Genomic DNA, 18,538 nt, shown 5'->3' with positions numbered 1-18,538 from the left:
TGAGCATCAAAGAAAAAGATCAATGGCTTAAATCACCGCCCACCTTAATGTGGTTAGTAAAGAATAATCGACTTGTGGGGCTTGATAAAAAAGGTAAACCTGAAACAGGAAATGTTTTAACTAAGCAATGAAAGACAAAGGGAATATATAAATATTCAAACCGTCTCTATGTTAATGCTACTAATTTCGCCTTATAATTTTTATTTAATACCACTTATTGTAGTAATGATAAATAAATTTATTCTTATACCTTTTTTTAGGTATACTTTGAATGAGATAAAAGTATATACTTGTGACAACCGTTGTCCTTAAAAAATTAAGCATGCCTTGCGCAACTCTGATCATTTATGCCAGATTGTGTTGTGTGGCGCGCCAAGGTAAATATATACCGCACTCTTGTAAGAAGCATTACCTTCAAACAGAGCCAAGCCTGGAACTCAATACGAATAGCAATCCCTGGTATCATGAAAAACAAAACTTACTTCACATAAATAGCGTTCGCAAAGCCAGGTTCAACGCCATCGGTAAGACTCACTGCCTCTCCATTCTTCCAGTACTTAGCTACGTAAGGGCCACCGGGCTCTTCGCTTCCATACCCTGTAACATAAACATCACTGCCAGCCACAAAAATAGATGTTGTGCTTCCATTTGGACTATTGGAGAGATTTACCGAAGCCCCATTTTTCCAGTATTTGCATATGGTCACATTTCCTTCAATTTCATAGCCAGCAACATAGATATCCTTACCAGTCACATAAATAGACATGGCAACACTAGGCACATCGCTAAGCTTCAATGGTTTTCCATTTTTCCAATATGCAGCAAAGAAATTCGTTCCATCGTATACTTGCCCAGCCACATACACATCGCTATCAGATACAAAAATCGATTTCGCAATAACACCGGAAATATCTACTGCCTTTCCGTTTTTCCAATACTTAGCGGCGCCATAATGCCTACCTGAGACATACACCTCATTACCTTTGACAAAAATCGAATAAGCAGCCGTACTAGTTGTACCTTCGGCAAGATTTACTGCTTTTCCGTTCTTCCAATACTTAGCCACACCCTTTAGACTATCAAGTTCCGATTCATAGCCGGCCACATACACATCGCTACCAACCACGAAAACGGATGAGGCATACTCATTCGCTGTGCCATCGGTAAGATTTACTGCTTTTCCGTTCTCCCAGCACTTAGCCACGTCATTTATTCCATTGGATTCGAAGCCGGACACATATATATCATGACCAACCACAAAAATAGAAAAAGCAGCTGCTTGGTTAGTCCCGTCGGTAAGGTCGGTTGCTATCCCGTTCTTCCAGTACTTGGCTATTCCAACTCCGTCATGATACACCATGCCGGCCACATATACATCTCCACCAGTAGTTGATGAATCATCATCGTTACATGAATTAAATACAAGGAAAAGGGCCATCAATAATACCGTTGTGGCATGTGCAGCTATTTTCATTAAGGTTTATTGTTTAGAGTTGAAGGATTAGGAGCAGATATTTTTTCAGAGCCCCAATCTACGCAGAAATAATTTCCCCTTGTGTAAATTACTAGTTCCCATATGATGGGCAAATGAAATACAACTATCTTCAATCGCAACCATTGTTAACAACATATCTTTTGAACTTTGGGGATTCAGGAACCTTAGAGTCGGTAAAAATATGCTTTTGCTGAAGCTAATTCAGGACGCGGGAGTTTTGGAAGTAACGTGGTATAGAATGTATACCACCAAAATGGGTATATATTATATGCCCGCGCATCCTTCTGTTTGGATATATAGAGATACAATCTAAACGTACCTTGAATACAGGCACAAATTTGTTTGAATACTTTCAGTATGCTTTGATGTTGCACCGCACAATCTGTAAATTACAGTCAGCTGATTTAAAGTAAAACTCTGGGCAAGCGCTGAGCATCATACCGGTCTGCAAACACAGAGATGTACGCAGCAGAGCTGCAGGTATTTACCTGGAGTAGAAAAGGAGTAAAGTATATACAGGTTTGCGCTCAGGTAAATAACATTGATCATACTTTATGAACAAAACAAGCAAGGGAATTGATGATCTGTGTTATCGAATCTGTTTGGATTCAAAGCATGCCTCCGTAAATAGAGATTTGTTCAATTTCATCTGCGAAGGCAATAATTCCAAATCTTTTAGTGTGAGTTCTTTTTATCTCTCGCTGCTATTCCTTTTTATATTCATACTCAACTGTTTTGGTCAGGAAGCGGCATTCAAAAACTACAATGAACAAAACGGCCTGCCTTCATCTGAGGTATATCACGTGTTTCAGGACACTAAGGGATTTATTTGGTTTTCCACCGATAATGGCGTGGTGAGATTTGATGGAGGCGAATTCAAATTATTTAATAAATCCAATGGCCTTTCCGATCAAGTTGTGTTTTCGACTATAGAAGATCCCAACGGCAATTTATGGTTTAGAACTTTTTCCGGGGCAACCTCAATTTACCATCATAAAGAAGGAAGGATGACCCCTTACAAATTCAACGATCGAATAACTTCATTGCCAAGGGCAGGGGTTATTCCTGTAATGGTAGTGGATAGCCTTGGGCAGGTTTATTTTACCGATGTTTGGAATGGACTTTATAGGATTTCAAATACAGGATCACTCGAGTCTATGAAAATGAAACGTGGCGTTATACATGTTTTACAGATTACAAAAAATAATTTCAACGTCACACTGGCAATAAATAGCCCTGCCAATGTAAGTACTGCTTCGCTAAATGGAGTAACGTATAACCTTCCCATTGAAAATACAGACCGTCTTGGTTATATTTTTTGCAAGCTCTGGCGAAGGGATATGTATTTATCTGTAAATGATCGCTTGTTCAGGCTCCGGGATTCAAAAACTGAATTGGTCTATACTGCGAAGCAGCCTATCATTAGCTTATCGGTTGACAAGGAAGATAATCTTTGGTTGGGATTTTTGAGTGATGGAGTTGTAAGATTTTCCACGAACACTTTTTCCCGCCCGTGGCGATTGCCTTTGTTAAAAGGCAGGTCTGTTACATCAGTGCTTCAGGATAACGATGGAGGTTTTTGGTACTCAACTTTAGAAAAAGGTATTTATTATATACCAGACCTTAGTGTTCAGAATTACAGTCTGTCTAGGGATTCCAAAGTAAACTTCGTGTTGACAAACAACAAAAATGTTTTTGTGGGTTTCTACGATGGGACTTTACTTAACCTTGACAAAAAGACGAAAGCAAAAAAATGGTCGATAGATCTAAAGGCCCCCATCGTTTCTGGCGTGTTTTTGAAGAACGATAGCCTGCTCTGGATTTCAACATCAGGCAGTTCCGTATTATTGGATAAAGAGGGCACGGTTGTCAAGAAGTTTTCGGATGTAACGAAGTTTGTATTGAAGAAGTATTTTAGAACGTATGACAGAATTTGGGGAGTCAATGGGTATGGTGCGTTGGAATTCGACTTAGAGAGTAACTTATTATCATTTCATAAACTTGCTTTTTGGAGCCGGAATATATTTGTAATTGACAATGATGTTTATCTGGCCGGCGTAACAGGGCTATATAAAACAGACAAGTCCTTTCATAAAATCACAGAAATACCAGGGTTCAACAATGATAAAATATCGGGGTTAACTCTTTTGCCAGGTAGAAAAATTCTTGTATCAACGATTGGCAATGGATTTAAAATAATCGATGGTGAAAAAAAACAAGCCTATTCAAAAAATGAAGGTTTTATTTTTGAAAGTATATATACATCTGTCGTTGACAGCTGCCTTTGGCTGGGCACGGAAAAAGGGCTTCTTAAAGTTGACCTAAAGCAATTATTGGATAAACGGGAACTTAGCTATAAGCTTCTTGATAAAGCATCTGGTATGGTTGATAACAAGGTAAATTTCATTATGAGAAATGGATCAGAGACATGGTGCATTTTGAATGATGGTTTTTCTGTATTCAACAATCACGAAGTTCATTTCGCAAATAACACACCGATACCCCGACTGAACCGGGTGACCGTTAATTCCAATCCTGTTACTTCTACCGACCTGCATGATTTATCTTTTCAAGAGAACAACATCTGTTTTGATTTTGGTTTTCAATCGTACAATAGCCGGACTCTTTTCTTGAGACACAGGTCTTCATCATTAGGACAGTGGAATTATACGAAGGATTTTAATATCAATTATTATTCACTGGCCCCTGGTAAGTATAAAGTTGATGTTGAGTACTCTACCGATCGCAGGCATTGGAAAAAAATTATTTTTCCGAACGTTGTTCATGTCAAACCGGTATGGTGGGAGACCATTTATTTTAGGTTGACTGTTTTATTCATCACGTTGCTGGTAGCCGGTGTTATCTTTTTTATTTATTTCCGCGCCAAGTACAAGAGCAGGCTGTTGAAACTGGAGCTCGCCAATCAATTAAAATCGGAGAAAGGCCGTATTGCCCAGGATCTTCATGATAATATAGGATCAAGGTTAATTTCTTTATCGCTGGGATTTAATCAGATAGTAAAAGAATATGAGATAGAATATACAACGGCTGAACAGATTCATAGTAACGTGCATTCAACAGTGTCTGAATTGAGGGATACCATTTGGGCTATACAAAAGGACGGCGTAACCTTGTCAGAGTTTAGCGACAAACTTCGAAACTTGATCTGGCGGTTAAGACAAAATAAAGGCACCGTTCATTACGACTTGCAGATCGAGGTTGAGCATAACAATCTTGTGCTGAAACCGACTCAAGCTATAAATCTTTATCGCATTATCCAGGAAGCTATAGCAAACAGTCAAAAACACAGCGAAGCATCTGTACTTTTAGTGGCTGTTTACGAAGACAGCCGCAGCAATTGTTTTTGTATAAAAGTGGAGGATAACGGGAAAGGATTTGTAATCGATCATTCTCAAATGAATGGCCACTATGGATTAAAAAATATGAAGGCGAGGGCAGAAGAGATTAATGCCTCCTTTGAAATATCAACGGCGTTAAATAAAGGGACACATGTGATTGTGTCGCTCCAACTTTCCAATAAAGGCTAACGGGCGATCTTTTTTATTGCTTCAATTTTATTATTGACCTGCAGTTTACCAAAAATATTCATCATGTGTTTCTTAACTGTATTCACGGCAATATGCAAAGCGTTGGCAATTTGTTCGTAGGTGAATCCTTGCTCAACCAATTTCATTATTTCCATTTCCCGTTCGGATAATATCACCGCTTCGTTCGTTTCTTTTTGTGGCCGGCCCTTCCCGACATCAGGTGTGAGGAATGCAATTGTCCTCCGTGCGATACTGGGCGACATCTGCGCTCCACCGTTGTGAACATCAATAATTGTCTTGAGGATGAAAGAAGGCTTTTCATTTTTAAGTAAATAGCCAACAGCTCCTGCCCGGAAGGCTTCGAAAATAAGTTCGTCCGTATCCGAGATGGTGAACATGACGACTTGAATATCCGCAAAATGCTCTTTGATCAACCGTGTGGCCTGAATTCCTTCGTCAGGGGAACCCATACTGATATCCATAATAATCACTTGCGGGCGCTTTCCGGGTAGCAATTGCTGGAGATGTTTCAAGAATTTAATACCTCCATTACTGATTTCTATCGTTTCGATATCCGGGTATTCCAGGAGTTCTTTCTTTAAAGCCCTGGCCAGTTGTTCATCATCATCAACGATGGCAAGTTTAATCATACTACAAAAGTAACCGTCTTTAGGGGAGTATCAATACTTCTTTTGGAGTACTGGAAAGGACTTGTCATTAAAAAATGCTCCGTTGTAAGTATTTACTGTGATAGTATAAAAATCAAGCTTTGTGCATTACTATCAATTAGAGAACATGAAAAAACTTAGATCTACCTTCTTTACATTACTCAGCTCGTTGGTATTATTCTCATGTGACGATTCATCACAAAATGCAGCACCTCAAAATTGTAATTAGCAGATCTCCGTTTTTTTGCATCACGACATTTGCGCTCCACGATCTCGCAGCATGTTTTTGAACCTAACCTAACAAATTAATCCACAAAAAAATTATGAAAATCAAAATTCAAACAATTGTCTCAACCCTTCTTCTTCTGTTAGTATTTTTCAATTGTAGTGAGGATTCCATGCTTACAGATAGAAAAATGGAGAGTGGTGACCTGAAATCCAATGCATCCAGTGATGTGCCGGTGTCTCCCATGTTGTTTGGGTCCAGCAAGTGGTTCACTTTTTTTCCAAGATCCGTAGCAGCTGACCGTTATAATGTTCAGTGGGGACTGGATGGAATTACGTGGCCTTGGCTGGCCAATTGTAGCGGCCTGATGTTCTTTCCTGATTTTATCAGGACTGCACATGTCAATAATACTCTGTATATGCTTTACTTTTATCAGGGAAGCTATTGGTTAAAAACTTCAACAGACGGAATAAACTGGTCTGCAGAACAAGCGCAGGGCATTATAGTCAGTCAAGACGCTAACGGTAACAAACGTCACCCTGAATTGGCCGCAATAAATGGCGAATTATACGCATTTCAATTTCGAGAGTATAACTCTGTAATGACCATTCATAAATACAAATATTCAGGATCGGGTACTGGATTTAACACGTTGGGTTCTCTCAGCACGGTAAGTGATATTCCTACCTACGTTATTTCAACGCCATCCTTCACTCAGGTGAATGGCAAATATTTTTTATTCGCAAGCAGCGGTGGTACCTTATTTTCCATTTACTCAACAGACATTGTTAATTGGACAGTTGGCGCAGAGTATCCTACATCCACCGATCCTCAGACAGAAGCTGAAGCTCAGTTTTTTAACGGTAAAATATATGTAACCTATATGGACCCTTCTGATTATATACGTTATCGCAAATTTCATGACGACAATAATGACGGAATATGGGCATGGGACAACACTCAATATTATGTAAACGTTGCAAGATCTTCGGGTAAAAATGTTCCGTTGCAAACGGATGGTACCAGATTGTGGGTTAACTACCGTGGAGTAGGTGGAAATGATTATAACTATTTCGCAGTAACGTCTACCGGAAATGATGGCGTCTCAGGATGGGCAGTAACAAAGATGGGTGGCTCGAGTCTAGGTGGTCACTATAGAGAACTGATCTATACGGGAAACTAATTTTTAAATTAACCGCCAAGTAAAATAAACCTCCAACGTATTTGCGTTGGAGGTTTGTGTTTGTTGCAGAACAAAACCATTACGGGAGTTGCCCTTGTTGATTGCTAGTTCTTCCGCTTCTTCGTCAAATCCAATTTTAGTCAGAATGGCTGGGTCAGACATTTTCAGTGCTCCATAAACAATTCCCTTCCATGAAGGTCCACCTCCCTGATAACCTTTTTCTGTCAATTCTTTAAAATGACTATCCTTCTCGTGCACATCATTGAGGTGTGATCGAAATTTTAATTTTATTTCGTTAAGTATATATAGTGACAGGCAAAAGAAGGCGATAGATTACAGTTTTCGTGATTTACATATTGTTACATGTTACTCAGGATATACCCGAATTTTAAAAATATATACTGAGATTGAATGGAGGGGAGATTGAATAATGACTGTAGCGTTAAGAGAAAAGGAAATTTCAGGAGGTAAAAAAGTGTCGTTTTTATCTGGATATATACCATAGCAGCAAGCGCTGGTATGAGTTTTTGGATATGCAAGGAGAAACAGAGAATTAGTTGATCGAAAGTACTGGCTCAAAGGAAGAAGCCTTACCCGGGTCATCGAGGATTTAACACGATAAAACTAAAAACAAGCAAAGTATGAGTGAACGGATAGACACACCTACTCACTAGTGTAAAATGAATCTTGTCGTGTGAGGAGGAAAAAAAGATACCGTCTCAAAAGTATTTTTTAGTTTTGGTCAGCTATACACTATATCAAGTATATATGTACGCCAAATAAAGGACTGAATTTGATTGAAAAATGCCCCATGAATAAAATCGTCTATGGGGCATTTTTCAAGAAGAGACTTTTGAGACAAACTCTTTCAATACATTCACTAATAGAAATTATTTAAGACTGATTGGCAGGCCCACCGTAAATTGGAAACCACCGTTTTTAACTTCGGTGTCATCCGAAAGTTTTGTCAGGCCCAAGCCATAGCGAACATCCACCATAACTTTGCCGGCAATTAAAACACCACCTCCGAATTGTACTCCAAGGTCAATCTTGTTGTTGATATATACAATATCTTCAGCATCGCCGTCTCCAAATTTTACTTTGGAACTGAATTTCATGTTGCCTTCTTCGTATGAGACTTTACCACTAAGACCGTATGCTATTGAAGGACCAGCATTAACGTAAAACTTTGTAACATCGCCGAAAGAAGCCTTCACCAGAACTGGAAGCTCAAGGTAATTCAGGTTCAATTTTGCGGTTCCTCCGTCTTCGCTTGCTTTAAATCCTTTTTGGATATAGTTCAATTCTGGCTGGATGGAGAACGCACCTTCGCCCAGGGGCAGGTTGAAGCCAACACCCAGGGTAAGGCCTGCTTTTGAATCAGTGCCGCTGGCGTCATTTCCATGAATTTTTGATAAAGATAGTCCGGCTTTCGGAATGATTGACTGAGCGTAAGACGCACTTACAGCAACGATCAATGCAACAACTAGTAACAGTTTTTTCATAAGGTATAATTGTGTTTAAAATGAGTTATACAAACAGTTGATGTGGTGGTTAAAGGCACTTTGAAAAGCATACTACCATATCGGTATATTTTATGGTTATATATGTAACCGTAAATGAGGTACGTATATTGAATTTGTATTTAATACCAAGGTCGTATTAGACAGTCTACTCGACTGGTAGCTGGTGTCAACCCCCAGTTATACTTATTGATTTCTTGTCTGCAATTTCTCGGATTGATTTCTTTATCTCTACTGATGTCTCTCCAGTTGTCCGAAGAATGATTAATTTATTCGAGTTGTCGTTTAATAAGAAGTCCAGTGCAAAAGATTTATAAGTAATCTCTTTTATGTCTTTCCAGTTTATTGCCTTGGTCTTTACATGAACGTCTTCTCGAATTTGAATTTCATTGTCGTCAATTACGAATTTTGGAGCGAACATATTAGTCGGATTGAATAAAATTAGTCCGAGTGTCGCTATTAGAAGTCCGCTTGTCAAAAGTAAAATTCCAAGTCCCCAGTTCGTCAAAGGAGTCTCGGTTAAATTTCTAACTCCATTTATTGAATTAGAAAGTCCAAGTATTATGAATAACCACTTGGAAACTGTCCTGCGTAGTCCATTCTGCGTTAATAAAATTGTCTTCTTCATATTTGTCAATCTACACGAATTTTTTTCACACTTGCTACCGACGTTTGGCTTAGAAGGCAGCAGATGTCCGAGTATTCCAGGAGTTCTTTCTTTAAAGCCTTGGCCAGTTGTTCATCATCAACAATTGCAAGTTTAATCATGCTGCAAAGTAAACTGTCTTTTTGGGGAGTATCAATACTTCTTTTGGAGTACTGTAAAAGACATGTAATTAATAAAATGCTCCGTTGTAAGTATTTACTGTGATGATATAAAAATCAAGCTTTGCGCATGAGTATTCAATTATAAAACATGAAAAACTTAAACCTACCTTCTTTGCATCACCCAGCTTGTTGGTATTATTCTCGTGTGGCGATTCATTACAAAATGTAGCACGTCAAAATTGTATTTAGCAGATCTCCGATTTTGTCATCACGATATTTGCGCTCCAACCATGAATCTCGCAATATGTTTTTAAACCTAATCTACTTTGTTATGAAGAAAGTTATACTGGTTGTGTTAATTAATTGTTTTTGTCTGCCATTTTTATTCGCGCAGGCAACTGATCCCCTTAAGATTCCCCAAATTACTCCTATATCACCCGAGGCGGCCAGTCTGGGACGATATGGTGAAGTTGAAGTCAGTGATTTCACGGGTGCGGCTGATATTTCTATTCCCCTTCATGTAATTAAGTCGGGTGAGCTGGAGTATCCCCTTAATCTTTATTACAATGCTACCGGTGTGAGAGTAAACCAGGAAGCAACATTCGTTGGATTGAATTGGGATCTGACCGCAGTCGCAGGCATCGTGTATGAGCCCGCTGGTGGCAATGATCAGATAGACCCAGCAGGCTTTTTTTGGAGTTCATGGAAGATGGTGGTTGACGTTATTGATCCTTTCAGAATTTATCCAGCCACTGGTCACGAGCTATGGTATCTCGGATCAAATGATTACAATACACCGCTGGAATGTGTTGAGGCAGCTACCGAGGGCAAAGGTCAGCGTGATATGTATAGCGTCAACGCCCCTGGTATTTCCTTTAAGTTTTACATTAATCCAGAAACAGGTACTCCACAGGTGATTGGAGAAAGAAATAATTGCAAAGTCAGTGTACTTGATGGTGGTCCAAATGTAGGTTTTCTTATAACAGACGGGAAAGGGATCAAGTATCGCTTTTCAGCTGTGGAGTATGCTGAAAGCTTATCTCATTTCAGGGTTAACAATGCGTGGTATCTCTCCTATATAACGGGAACGGATGGTCACTGGATAAAATTCACCTATACAGGTTTTGGTCCTACACAGATGATACCGCCTTCCAGTGAGACGACACTTGACAATGTTGAAGCTATTGGCGGAATGGGTTCAAATCCTACTGGCGTTGGGGTTAGTCAACGAACCCTGTCTCGTGATGTCGCCACCATCAACACACAATATCTGACCAAGATTGAGTCGATGACAGAAACAGTGAGGTTCAATCTGAGCGGCCGCGAAGATATAGCAGGAAGCGGCGCCAGAAAATTGGATTCCCTTATTGTTGAGGATAATTTTTCACCCAGAAAGAAAATAATAGAATTTCAACACGACTATTTTAGCTCTTCCTCAGTTGGCGGAGATTACCTGACTGATGGAACATTTGGAGGCAGAGGCGGCTTGACTGATGCCAATCTTCAGAAGAGATTGAAACTGACGGGTATCGTTGAAAGAAATGCATCAGGATCAGAGAAAACGCAATATTCATTCGCCTACAATGAGGAAGTACCGTTGCCAATGAAAACTTCATTTGCTAAAGACCATTGGGGATACTACAATGGACAGGAAAACACCAGTGATGTTTTACATTATGGCAATTCTGCCAGAACACTTGTACCGCGGTTATTCTCAGCCGTTTTATTCAATTCTTACTCTCCGACCTTTACATTGCCGAAGGATGTTTATTCAGGTGCCAATAGAGGGCCGAGTGCACAACACATGCAAAGCGGCATGTTAAAATCAATACAATATCCCACAGGAGGAAAAACATTGTATACCTTCGAACCTCATACGTTTAGTAATTATACCATTCTCACAGCAGACAAGGAGGTATTATTTAACAGTGACGCTTCGTTCAGTTTATATGATTTGAACTATCCTGACGGAAGCGCCATTCAATATACTCATTCCGAATTTGAATTGACTTCATCAACGGATGTTCATTTCCAAATCCACTTCCACAATAAAGGTGGAATGTTTACCTACAGTCAAATAGCGTCAGCATATTGCAACGTGCTTTCAGTAGGCCCGAACGGCGTACAGGTAGTTCACCATTGGGCTCCTGATTTCTTTAGCGATGGCCAAGCTTATAGTAAAGTATTTGATGAGATTCTTACCCTCCCCGCAGGGCATTATGCTGTACAATTAAATGTACCTGATAACCTTGGTTTTCAAGGGTACACTCCTCTTGCGGAGGCAACGATTAACTATAAACTTTACACCTCCCCACAAGTTCCTCAAAATTACGAATCCATTGGTGGAGGGTTACGCATCAAGAGAGTCGACAATTTTGATGAGCATCAAAATCTTTTGTCATCACGGGAATATAGCTACGTGAATGTCGGTGGCGGAACAAGCGGTCTTTTGCAAGCGCCGTTAAATTATATCATTACAGAAAACTGGCTGGATATTGGTGGTGTGGTAAGGTGCGGGTCGGTCTATTACAAATGTTTTTATAGGCAGTCAGATGGCTCTTTTTCTACATCGACTTACCCGATAGGCCCAACTGTGGGCTATAGCCGTGTTGCTATCAGGGACCTTGATAAAACGGGTGCTTCAGGAAATGGAATGACGATTAAGGAATTCAGCAACGATGCACATCCCTTAATATTCGAGAGCACGTTAGTCTATGCCGAAGCATCTTTTACCGGGAAGCTACTAACAACCACATACCTGAATGCCGCAGGGGATACACTGCGTATAGAAAAAAATGTTTATTCAACTTTAACAGGCTCACTGGAAAAAGACTGGGTAAATGTAACATCGAAAAAAATTTTTGTTGGGGAAGAAGAAGGTAGAGAGGATTGTACGAGCACCCGAGATCAGAAATACAGGATAGGTGTTTACCCATATGTGCGGTTCAAGAATATTCTTATTAAGAAAACGGAGGAAGTCTATTCAGGCAGCAATAAAAATACGGTGGTTACGGAATTTGATTACAATCCTTCCAATTACGAAATCTCGCAAACGCGCACGTATAATAGTAAACAAGAGTTGGAAACTGCTACATATAAATACCCAGTTGATTTTATGCAGAATTATCCGTACTCGACTATGGTTAGCGATGATTGCCATATCATTGAACCAGTGATTGAGGAGACCAGATTAAAGAATGGCGTCCAACTCGTCAGGAATAGAACAAACTATTTTACAGTAGAAAATTCGTTTATAAAACCCGTCAGTGTCGAGCAGCAGGTAAAAGCAGATGCCACGAAGGTAGTACTTACATACGATCACTATACAAGTGGCAAAATTGCACAGTACCAGACTAAGGACGGTGTTATACATTCCGTCATATGGGGATACAATCAAACCTTTCCGGTTGCAGCAATTGAAAATGCATTTTTGAAAGACGTCTTCTATACTGGCTTCGAGGACGATGCGGGAAGTAATGTAGTTAGCACAGAAAGTAAAACAGGACGAAAAAGTTACAAGGGGTCTTATTCATTGAATATTTCAAACCTCAGTAATGGAGCTTATATATTGACCTATTGGACGAAAACCGGAACTGCTATCAATGACTGGACATTAAAGACCACAAAAGCTATAGTCACTACTAATGCTTATTCTATAAACATAAACGAAACGGGGGCAATTGATGATATCAGGTTCCTTCCTGAAGGGGCATTGATAACCACTTATACGTATGATCCACTTGCGGGTATGACTTCTTCAACTGACCCCAATAATGTGGCCACCTATTTTGAGTACGATACATTGAACCGTCTTAAGCTGGTAAAAGATGCCAATAAAAAAGTAGTTAAGCAGACCTTATACCATTATCTGAACCAGCAATAAGCCCCAACATGTCATGAGAAAATCTGGAATATTATTCATCGGGATTATTGTTGCATTAATCTCTTCCTTCAATACAATAGCGCAATGTTCCTTGCCTTCCATCACAATTCAGCCGGTTAGTAAATCGGTTTGTGATGGTGCAACGGCAACGCTTAGTATTACAGCCACAGGAGCCACCAGTTATCAATGGTGTTGGAGTGGCAGTGGGTTTCCTAATCAAGCAGTACCTCCTTCGGCAGTTTGGTCTGGCGCTACCACTACAACACTTACTATATCTTCGGTATCAAGCAGCGTAACAGGTCAATACTGGATACGCGCGACGAATGCATGTGGCACTACGCTATCTAATGTAGTGACAGTAGGGACTTCGTTTACGGTATCCAACAACGGACCCGTGTGTATCGGTGGCATGTTGACTCTCACAGGACCAACCGGGTTATCAAGTTATGCATGGACTGGCCCTAACGGATTTACGAGCACAAGTCAAAGCCCTACTGTGTCTACAAGTATGACATCAGCAATGGCAGGTGTATATACGCTTACGGCCTGTGGTAAAACGGCGACAACAGCAGTTACAATCAATCCTGCCCCCGTTATTACAACTTCGCCTGTTAGTAAAACAGTTTGTGATGGAGCATCAACAACCTTGAGTGCCGCGGTCACTGGCGCAACGAGTTATCAATGGTATTGGAGTGGCAATGGCAGTGGAGCTGTTCCATCACTATCCCCACCTTGGTCGGGACAGACTACAGCAACGCTTACCTTATCACCTGCGGCACTTAGTCTGGCGGGCCAATATTGGATAAAGGCCACTAATGCCTGCGGCACCACGACATCCAGCGCTGCTACATTAACAGTAGATAAACCGAGTGTATCGCCAACAACATCGGGAGCAGCCTGTATTGGAGGTACCATAACATTAATCCCTGGTATTACCGCGGCGAGTTACTCATGGACAGGCCCCAATGGTTATGCCAGTACCGCCTCGAGCCCGGTACTTTCTAATCTTACCACAGCTATGTCAGGAACGTACACCTTGACTATAACAACATCAAATGGTTGCTCCAGCTCTGGCAGCGTTGTGGTTACCGTTACTGTACAGCAAGTGCCTCAACTAGCTATAACCACTACAAATGTGTGTGATGGAACGAATGCACTATTTGTGGCCACGCCAACGAATGGTGGAGCAAATCCCGGTTATCAATGGCGTGTCAATGGTAATCCCGTTAGTGGTGCTACGGCGTCTCAGTTCCAAACTATAATTTCCGGTGGACAGGATATAAGCTGTTTACTAACCAGCAATTTATCCTGTGTAACCAATTCGACAGCAATTTCGAATAGTATAAAAACAACCTATTGCGCTACCCCACTGAACTATGTGATCAGCAGAACAATTGGACAGGATAATATCTTTACAGAAAGCGATGTGGATGGCTTGGCTATTGAAAATCTAAACGAAACAATTGCTTACTTTGATGGACTTGGAAGACCTGTTCAGAAAATCAATACGGCCAATTCACCATCAAAGAAAGACATTGTACTACCATTTCAGTACGATGTTTATGGAAGAGAAAAACTTAAATTTTTGCCCTATGTTTCAAACGCTTCAAAGCGAAGCTACAAAACGGATGCTTTAAAGGATCCATCATTGGATAACACGCAAATGACTGATCTGGCCCGGTATCGTACGGGCGCACAGTATTTATATTATCAGAGCGCACCAAGTGTTTCGAACGACCAGTTTCCCTATGCTGAGACTGTGTTTGAATCGAGCCCGCTTAATCGTATAAACTTTCAAGGGGCTCCAGGAGCAGTTTGGCAGCCCGATGGAGCCAATAGCTATACCTCAACAGATCATACAATCAAGAAGGTATACGATGTCAATATTGCCAGTGAAGTGAGATTATGGAAGTACACAGATCCAAGCACGCCAATTCCTTTGGGAAATATATCGTCATACGGATACTACTACCTGCCAAATGAACTTTCAAAAAACAAAACTAAAGATGAACAGAATCATGAGGTAATTGAGTATGTCGATAAAGATGGCCACTCCGTTTTGAAACGGGTCCAGGCTATAGAAGGAAACACAACGGTGAGCGACATTAACTATGCTAGTACCTACTATGTATATGACGACTTGGGAAGACTGGTTCAGGTAATTCCACCAGAAGCATCAAAATTACTTTCTTCTATTTCCGCACCTACCACTTGGCAGTCAGTCTCAACTGGCCTTACAATTGGGAGCAATCTTATATCGAAGCAAGGTAATTCAGGTTATGGCAATGCTGGTGCATATTCCTCGAACTCTTTAGGAGCAAATACCGATGGCTGGATACGAATGACTGCCGGAGAAACTAACACATCGCGGATGATAGGTTTCACAAATGCAAACGTAGATAATGGCGTTGCCATGCCTTTTGCAATTGAGTTTTCCGCAGGAGGCACCGTGCTTGCCTGGGAAAACGGCGTTGTGAAAAGCAATGGATCATTGGGTAATTATACTCCAGGCACAACGGTTATGCTTTCAAGAGAAGGGGGAAAAATACGATACTATGTAAATGATGTTTTAATGTTGGAGGCGACAAGCACCTCCGCAACATTATTATATGCGGATTTTGCCATTAATCACCAGGGAGGTACAATTAAGGATTTTGATATGTCGTTTTCAACGGATAAAAGTATCCTTTCAAATTATGCATTTCGTTATCGCTATGACAATAACAGCCGCCTGATACAAAAACAAGTTCCAGGTGCACAACCGGTATATATGGTATACGACAATCGCGACCGGCTTGTACTTACCCAGGATGGCAGCCAGCGGCCGAACAAGCAATGGATTTTTACCAAATACGATGCCTTGAATCGCCCTGTACTCACAGGCTTACTGAAAACAAATACCATTGTTGACCAAGCTACCATGCAGTCACGTGTTGACACATATTATACTGGTTTGACTGGTACACAAAATTGGTTTGAAATGTATCAGGGTTCTGGTGTTCATGGATACACCAATAATTCATTTCCACAAACAGATACCCTCAACAATTATCTGACAGTAACCTACTACGACAATTACAACTTCAAGAGCCTGCTCGTAAACAATAATGTGTTCGATTACGATGCTACACAATTGAATGGAACGGGGGGTTACCTGAAACAGGAGACAACAGCCAACTCAGCTGTTATCGGAAAGGTCACAGGAGCAAAGACAAGGATGATTTCTACAGGCAGTTGGTTGAAAACAGTAAATTACTATGACGCCAAATATCATCTCATACAGCAGATTGCTGATAACATTAAAGGGCATACAATAACAACCACAACTTATGACTTTGCCGGCAGGCCGCAATCTACCAAGACATCGCTCTTCACCGGACAACCAATCACGTGGACAAATGTTACCGGCAGTGCGAGTGTGTCACCCAGCAACAGCAACATCAGCTTTGGTGGGACGGCAAGCGATTGGGCGGAAGGCGCAACCTCGGTTCAATACCTTCCGGTCAATACCGATGGATGGATCGAAGCTACCCTATCACAGGTTGGCGTTGGCTTTATACTCGGCTTTGGTGACGGAGGGGCCCCGGCGATGGGCAATATTGACTTCGGCTGGTACGTTAGCACAGGGCAGCTTAGTATAAGTCGTGGTGGCAACATTGCTTCTGGCTTAGGCAACGTTGTGGCAGGCGATGTACTTCGCGTTGAACGGATCAATGGCAAGATTTACTACAAGAAGAATGGGGTGATTGTGTACCCGACCGGTACACAAACCGCCGATGTATCAACGGCGCAATTGTATTTCTATACAACACTACGAAACACAGGTGCTAAAATCAGCAACATCGTTGTATCGAATACATTTTCAGTTTCACCTCTTAACGGGGCAGTGTCGACAGTAACAAAGAGATTTACTTACGATCATGCTTCAAGGCTAAAAGAGACATGGCACAAGATCGGAACGCGTACAGCGGGAACACTTACAGAAACAAACGAGGTACTATTGGCAAGCAACACCTATAATGAACTAGGTCAGCTGATTGATAAAAAGTTACACAGCACGACCTCTGCAGCAACCGATGCGAAACAAAGTGTTGACTATCGCTACAACATTCGTGGCTGGTTAACATCGATCAACAATGCCGAGCTTTCAAATACCGGTACCACTGGTAACAATGATGATACAGGGGATTTGTTCGGTATAAACCTCGCGTATAACGACGATCTGGGCACGGGCAATGCGGCCAACCTTCAGTATAATGGCAACATCAACGCGATAAAGTGGAGTAGTGGTCTCGGCCTTGGTGCCATCAAACAAATGGGATACAACTTCACCTACGATGCCATGAATAGATTGACCGCCGCAGCAAGCCTTCAGGCCGCTACACTCAACACGTGGGCAGCAGGACAATATAATGAAAATGGATTAAGCTACGACTTGAACGGAAACATCAAAACCCTTCAGCGAAAAGGCAAAGGCAATGCGTTGATCGATAATCTTTCGTATACCTACGCAACCGGCAATCAACTGATGTCAGTAGGTGATGCTGCTGGCACTGCCGACAAAGACAAAGGATTTTATGATGGCAACACCAGCGGCAGTGACTATGCCTACGATGCTAACGGCAACATGATCCAGGACAAAAACAAAAACCTGGTGCTATCCGCCGGACAATCTATTACTTATAATCATTTGAACCTGCCTGAGAAAGTGACTAAGTATGGCAACGATAATATTGTGTATCTGTACGATGCCACCGGAGCCAAGCAAAGCCAGGTTGTTACGCAATCGGGCACGCAAAAGGTAACAGAGTATATTGGCCCCTGGATATTTGAAAATAATGTGCTGCAATTCGTTCAGCACGATGAGGGAAGAATTGTGATGGCCAGCGAGCAAAAGCTGTACACAAATTCGTGCGATATAGTCACGGCCGATTTGACAACCACAAACGCTACACTCGCCGCGCAGACCATTAACGGTGAGAAGTATATTAAAGTTACCGGCACTTCGTCTCCGGCGGCAACCAAGGGAGGTCTCAATTTCACGACCATATACACCGTGACGGAAGGTGAGCGCTATCTGTTCAGAGTGAAAGGATACTTTAATGGAGCAACTGTTACCCTTTATGCAAAAGGAAACGGTGCCGACTTGGTATGGCCCGGCACGACAATTCCGAAACAGGCACTATCAGAAGCTTGGGTAGAAGAAGTAATTATGATCCCTTATGGGGTTACACAACTCACGCT

At 41.3% G+C, this 18,538-nt stretch carries 9 protein-coding genes; 4 read left to right on the top strand and 5 right to left on the bottom strand.

The window, feature by feature from the left end:
* Positions 1-478: 478 nt before the first annotated feature.
* The gene (locus VIN08_RS10515) at positions 479-1,474 is read right to left on the bottom strand and encodes a hypothetical protein (protein ID WP_331964258.1); all 996 of its coding nucleotides are present in this window, start codon (positions 1,472-1,474) and stop codon (positions 479-481) included.
* A gap of 575 nt (positions 1,475-2,049) precedes the next feature.
* On the opposite strand from VIN08_RS10515, the gene VIN08_RS10510 reads away from it, so the two are divergent.
* Complete coding sequence (locus tag VIN08_RS10510) at positions 2,050-5,043, top strand: sensor histidine kinase (protein ID WP_331964256.1); 2,994 nt, start codon at positions 2,050-2,052, stop codon at positions 5,041-5,043.
* On the opposite strand, the gene VIN08_RS10505 is transcribed toward VIN08_RS10510, so the two are convergent.
* Positions 5,040-5,693 carry a response regulator transcription factor gene (locus VIN08_RS10505; protein ID WP_331964254.1) on the bottom strand — a complete coding sequence of 218 codons (654 nt, stop codon included), beginning with the start codon at positions 5,691-5,693 and terminating at the stop codon, positions 5,040-5,042. The two genes, VIN08_RS10510 and VIN08_RS10505, sit on opposite strands and share 4 nt — an antisense overlap.
* Positions 5,694-6,034: 341 nt before the next feature.
* Between VIN08_RS10505 and VIN08_RS10500 the strand changes: the two genes are divergently transcribed.
* Positions 6,035-7,120, top strand: a complete 1,086-nt coding sequence (locus VIN08_RS10500; RefSeq protein ID WP_331964252.1) for a hypothetical protein — start codon at positions 6,035-6,037, stop codon at positions 7,118-7,120.
* A gap of 3 nt (positions 7,121-7,123) precedes the next feature.
* Here VIN08_RS10500 and VIN08_RS10495 read toward each other — a convergent pair whose 3' ends face one another.
* The 3 genes from VIN08_RS10495 to VIN08_RS10485 all read right to left on the bottom strand — a co-directional run bounded on the left by VIN08_RS10495 (position 7,124) and on the right by VIN08_RS10485 (position 9,271).
* Entirely contained in the window at positions 7,124-7,378 is a 255-nt protein-coding gene (locus VIN08_RS10495) for a hypothetical protein (protein ID WP_331964250.1), read from the bottom strand.
* Positions 7,379-8,010: 632 nt separating this feature from the next.
* A complete protein-coding gene (locus VIN08_RS10490; RefSeq protein WP_331964248.1) occupies positions 8,011-8,625 on the bottom strand; it encodes a porin family protein in 615 nt (204 codons plus the stop codon).
* 187 nt (positions 8,626-8,812) lie between these two features.
* On the bottom strand, positions 8,813-9,271 hold the full coding sequence (locus VIN08_RS10485) for a hypothetical protein (protein ID WP_331964245.1): 459 nt from the start codon (positions 9,269-9,271) through the stop codon (positions 8,813-8,815).
* 471 nt (positions 9,272-9,742) lie between these two features.
* On the opposite strand from VIN08_RS10485, the gene VIN08_RS10480 reads away from it, so the two are divergent.
* Together VIN08_RS10480 and VIN08_RS10475 are read left to right on the top strand one after the other, a co-directional pair.
* Positions 9,743-13,294 carry a hypothetical protein gene (locus VIN08_RS10480; protein ID WP_331964242.1) on the top strand — a complete coding sequence of 1,184 codons (3,552 nt, stop codon included), beginning with the start codon at positions 9,743-9,745 and terminating at the stop codon, positions 13,292-13,294.
* Positions 13,295-13,307: 13 nt separating this feature from the next.
* Positions 13,308-18,538 (top strand): DUF6443 domain-containing protein (locus VIN08_RS10475; RefSeq protein ID WP_331964239.1); only part of this gene is annotated, 5,231 nt, incomplete at its 3' end.

The organism is Ohtaekwangia sp., from assembly GCF_036568665.1.
Lineage (GTDB): Bacteria > Bacteroidota > Bacteroidia > Cytophagales > Cyclobacteriaceae > Ohtaekwangia.
This window is presented reverse-complemented; position numbering and strand designations above follow the sequence as displayed.